Raw genomic sequence first — 4,155 nt, 5'->3', positions numbered from 1 at the left:
GGACGCAGCATCAATGGCGCCTTCGGCAGCACCTGCACCAACGAGGGTGTGGATCTCGTCGATGAAGAGGATGATGTCGCCGCGGGTGCGGATTTCCTTGAGGACCTTCTTCAGGCGCTCTTCGAAGTCACCGCGGTAGCGGGAGCCTGCAACCAGGGAACCGAGGTCAAGCGTGTACAGCTGCTTGTCCTTGATGGTCTCCGGGACATCCCCGCGGACGATCGCCTGGGCGAGGCCTTCGACGACGGCAGTCTTACCAACGCCGGGCTCACCGATCAGGACCGGGTTGTTCTTGGTGCGGCGGGAGAGGACCTGCATGACGCGTTCCATCTCCTGCTCGCGGCCGATCACGGGATCGAGCTTGTTTTCGCGGGCGGCCTGGGTCAGGTTGCGTCCGAACTGGTCAAGCACCACCGAGCCGGCAGGCGTACCTTCCGGCTGGCCCTGGCCGGAACCGCTGCCTGCGGTTTCCTTGCCCTGGTAACCGGAGAGCAACTGGATGACCTGCTGACGAACCCTGTTCAGGTCCGCACCAAGCTTCACCAGCACCTGGGCGGCCACGCCTTCGCCTTCGCGAATGAGGCCGAGCAGGATGTGCTCAGTACCGATGTAGTTGTGGCCGAGCTGCAGTGCTTCGCGGAGGGAAAGCTCAAGCACCTTCTTGGCACGCGGGGTAAAGGGGATGTGACCGGACGGGGCTTGCTGGCCCTGGCCGATGATCTCCTGTACTTGCTCGCGAACGCCATCGAGCGAAATGCTCAGGGACTCGAGCGCCTTGGCAGCAACGCCTTCACCCTCGTGGATCAGACCCAAGAGGATGTGCTCGGTACCGATGTAATTGTGGTTGAGCATCCGTGCCTCTTCTTGGGCAAGGACGACCACGCGACGGGCACGGTCCGTAAATCTCTCAAACATTTCGCCACACTCCTAGCTACGACGTACTTTGATGCTACGTGCCGGAGCAACACTTTTGGGGCGTGTTCGCCACAGGGGAAACATGACGCCGCGGAGGAATAAAACGGGCGCTTCCCCTTGACCGCGGCAGGCGACGGTGACATCCTGCCAGCCGGTCCGGGAAACTGTCGCCAACCCACCGTGTGAGTACTCCACGCTGAGGCAAGGGCGATGCTTTCCTGTACTCCTTGGAGCCTGCGTAAACCGGCTTCCGGGACAGAGTGGTTTCAGCGGCTATTCCCCGCTGGGACCCACGGGACACCCAACAAACCCGGGTCCCTTAAACAACCAATGCCCCGGCAGTGACTGCCGGGGCATTGAAGTGGTGAATCAGGAATTGGCCTTTTGGTAGGCTTCCTGAATTTCTGCCTGAATACGTCCGCGACTGTTGACTGTGTAACCGTTATCACGGGCCCACTGCCGGATCTGCGCAGAATCCTGGTTGCGGGCCGGAGTAGCGCGACCCCGCGTCCCACGGCCGGAAGAAGTCTTCCGGGCCTTTGCGACAAACGGTTCCAGGGCCTTCCGAAGCGACGCTGCGTTTGCTGTGGACAGGTCCATTTCGTAGCTAACACCGTCCAGGCCGAACCGGACAGTTTCGTCCGCAGCCCCTTCATCCAGGTCATCGACGAGGATGATTTTTACTTTCTGTGCCATGAGTTGCCTCTCTTTTGGAGGGATGGATAATCAGAAATTCCCCGGGTTCCTTTGTCGATTATCGTTCACAGCAAGCACGCACGTCAAAGCACAATTGGATTCACGCGAAACTCGAACCCATTTAGCGGCCTATTTAGGGGCTGGACCTTCAGGCGCCGGTCCGGCATTTTTTGAATTCGCTTCGGCCTGGGCGCGGGCTTCTGCCTGCCGCTCGGATTTGTCTGCATTGAAGATCGACTTCATGGCAAACCAGAAGATCAAACCCACAACTATGGACGGCGCCAGGACTGCGATGTACTCCATGATCAGTGACCTTCAGGCTTCAGCAGGGGGAACAAAATGGTTTCACGAATACCGGCCCCGGTGAACAGCATGACCAAACGGTCAATGCCAAGCCCGATGCCGCCCATGGGCGGCGCGCCGTATTCGAGGGCGCGGAGGAAGTCCTCGTCCAGCTGCATGGCTTCTTCGTCGCCCGCTGCGGAACGTCGCGACTGCTCCGTGAGGCGTTCACGCTGAATCACCGGGTCAATGAGCTCGGAGAAGGCCGTGCCGCGCTCCATGCCGCCAATGATCAGGTCCCAGGCTTCAATGAGCCGTCCGTCTTCGCGGTGCGGGCGGGCCAGAGGCTGCGCCGAGGGCGGGTAGTCATAGACAAATGTGGGGTTCAGCAAGGTGGGTTCCACGATCTCGCCGAACAGCTCCACAACGATCTTCTCGGCGTCCCACTTGGGGTCCACCTTGACCTCGTGCTTAGCGGCAATTGCCAGCAGTTCCTCCACCGTGGTGTCCGGCGTAATTTCCACACCCACTGCTTCGGAAATACCCGGGTAAACCGAAACCCAGGCCCATTCGCCGTCGAGGTTGATTTCACCGGCCTCCGTCTGGATGGTGCGCGTTCCAACGACGTCCGCCACATTCAGGATAATTTCCTTCATGCGTTCGGCCATGACGAACTGGTCTGCCCAGGCCTCATAGCATTCCAGGGTGGTGAATTCGGGGCTGTGGGTGGAGTCCACGCCTTCATTGCGGAAAACGCGGCCCATGTCATAGACGCGGTCAATGCCGCCTACAACAGCGCGCTTGAGGAAAAGCTCGGTAGCGATGCGCAACGTCATCTTCTGGTCGAACGCGTTCATGTGCGTTTCAAATGGACGTGCCGTAGCGCCGCCGTGGACCAGCTGCAGGATGGGGGTTTCCACCTCAACGTAGCCGTGGCGGTCCAAGGTATCGCGGACGGAGCGGGTGATAGCTGCCCGCTTGTAGACCATCTCACGTGCTTCGTCGCGGACCATGAGGTCCACGTAGCGCTGGCGGACGCGCGTTTCCTCGTTCAGTTCAGCGTGCAGGACCGGGAGGGGCCTCAGGGCCTTGGAGGCCATGGACCAGGAGTCGGCCATGACGGACAGCTCTCCGCGGCGGGAGGAAATTACCTCGCCCTTGATGAAAACATGGTCGCCGAGGTCCACGAGGGCCTTCCAGTCGGCGAGCGATTCCTCGCCGACGTTGGCAAGGCTCAGCATGGCCTGCAGCCGGACGCCCTTACCGTCCACGCCACCCTCCTGGAGGGTGGCAAAGCACAGCTTGCCGGTATTGCGGACGAACACGACGCGCCCGGTGACGCCGACAACATCGCCGGTGGTTTCGTCGGCTTCCAAGTGGGCATACTTCTCCCGGATTTCGCCGAGGGAATGGGTCCGTTCAACACCCACCGGGTAGGCCTCCGTGCCGCGCTCGATCAGCTTGGCGCGCTTATCCATACGGATGCGCATCTGCTCGCTGGCATCGATGGGTTCTGCGGAGGTGTTCAGGGCTGGGGTGTTTGCGGAAGTCACAGTCCTTAAGTTTACCGGTGATTACGGGCCTTCACGTCCGGGCCCCAGGATCGGGCAAACGAATAGACTCGGGGCTGTGGAGACATGGACAGTTGAAACGGTCGACGGCGGCGGGCAGCTTGAGGTGCACACCTTCCGCCCCGCGTCAGGCGCCTCAATTCCCGGTTCGAAGGCACCTGCCGAACCGGCCGGCGTCGTGCTCATCCATGGCACCTTGGTGACGGACTCGCTGTACTGGCCTTTCGCCCGAACCCTCAGCGTGATGCTGGGGCGCCCTGTGCACAGCTACAACCGGCGTGGCCGCGGGAGGTCTGCGCCGCAGCCTCCGGGCTATTCGGTGGAGACTGAGATCGCGGACCTCCATGCAGTGATGGAAAAGAGCGGCTCCACCGACGTAGTGGCGCACAGTTACGGCGGTTTCGTGGCACTGCAAGCTGCGAGGCAGGCCCGGATCAACAAACTGGTCACCTATGATGCCGCGGTTTCCTTGTCCGGCAACCTCAGCAGCAGGTGGCGGCCCGAACTTGAGGAAGCAGTAACGGCCGGTCAACTGGACCATGCCTGGGCCCACCTGGTGCAGGGGCTGGGGACCGCCGGGCCCATCTCCTACCTGCCTATGGGGGCGCTGCGCACGCTCAGTGTCCTATCGGCCCGGACCCGTTTGGGTCTGGAGATGCGCTCCCTGCTCCCCACCGCCGTCACCGAAATG

The 4,155-nt window shown here is 61.5% G+C and carries 5 protein-coding genes; 1 reads left to right on the top strand and 4 read right to left on the bottom strand.

Annotated elements, in window-relative coordinates; genetic code table 11:
* The 4 genes from HP499_RS21595 to lysS form a co-directional block, all read right to left on the bottom strand.
* Window positions 1–915, bottom strand: a 915-nt coding sequence (locus tag HP499_RS21595; RefSeq protein WP_172326158.1) for a Clp protease N-terminal domain-containing protein, incomplete at its 3' end; no start/stop codon positions are given.
* A 369-nt stretch (window positions 916–1,284) separates the two neighbouring features.
* Complete coding sequence (locus HP499_RS21590; protein ID WP_172326157.1) at window positions 1,285–1,611, bottom strand: Lsr2 family protein; 327 nt, start codon at window positions 1,609–1,611, stop codon at window positions 1,285–1,287.
* Between the two features lie 129 nt (window positions 1,612–1,740).
* Window positions 1,741–1,914: a hypothetical protein gene (locus HP499_RS21585; protein ID WP_172326156.1), complete on the bottom strand. Its 174-nt coding sequence runs from the start codon at window positions 1,912–1,914 to the stop codon at window positions 1,741–1,743.
* A gap of 2 nt (window positions 1,915–1,916) precedes the next feature.
* Window positions 1,917–3,446 carry a lysine--tRNA ligase gene (lysS, locus tag HP499_RS21580; RefSeq protein ID WP_172326155.1) on the bottom strand — a complete coding sequence of 510 codons (1,530 nt, stop codon included), beginning with the start codon at window positions 3,444–3,446 and terminating at the stop codon, window positions 1,917–1,919.
* A 76-nt stretch (window positions 3,447–3,522) separates the two neighbouring features.
* Between lysS and HP499_RS21575 the strand changes: the two genes are divergently transcribed.
* On the top strand, window positions 3,523–4,155 hold a 633-nt coding region (locus HP499_RS21575), incomplete at its 3' end, for an alpha/beta fold hydrolase (RefSeq protein ID WP_172326154.1).

The organism is Paenarthrobacter sp. CM16, from assembly GCF_013179505.1.
Lineage (GTDB): Bacteria > Actinomycetota > Actinomycetes > Actinomycetales > Micrococcaceae > Arthrobacter.
Note: the sequence above shows the minus strand (reverse complement) of the source record. Positions and strands in the feature narration are given on the sequence as shown.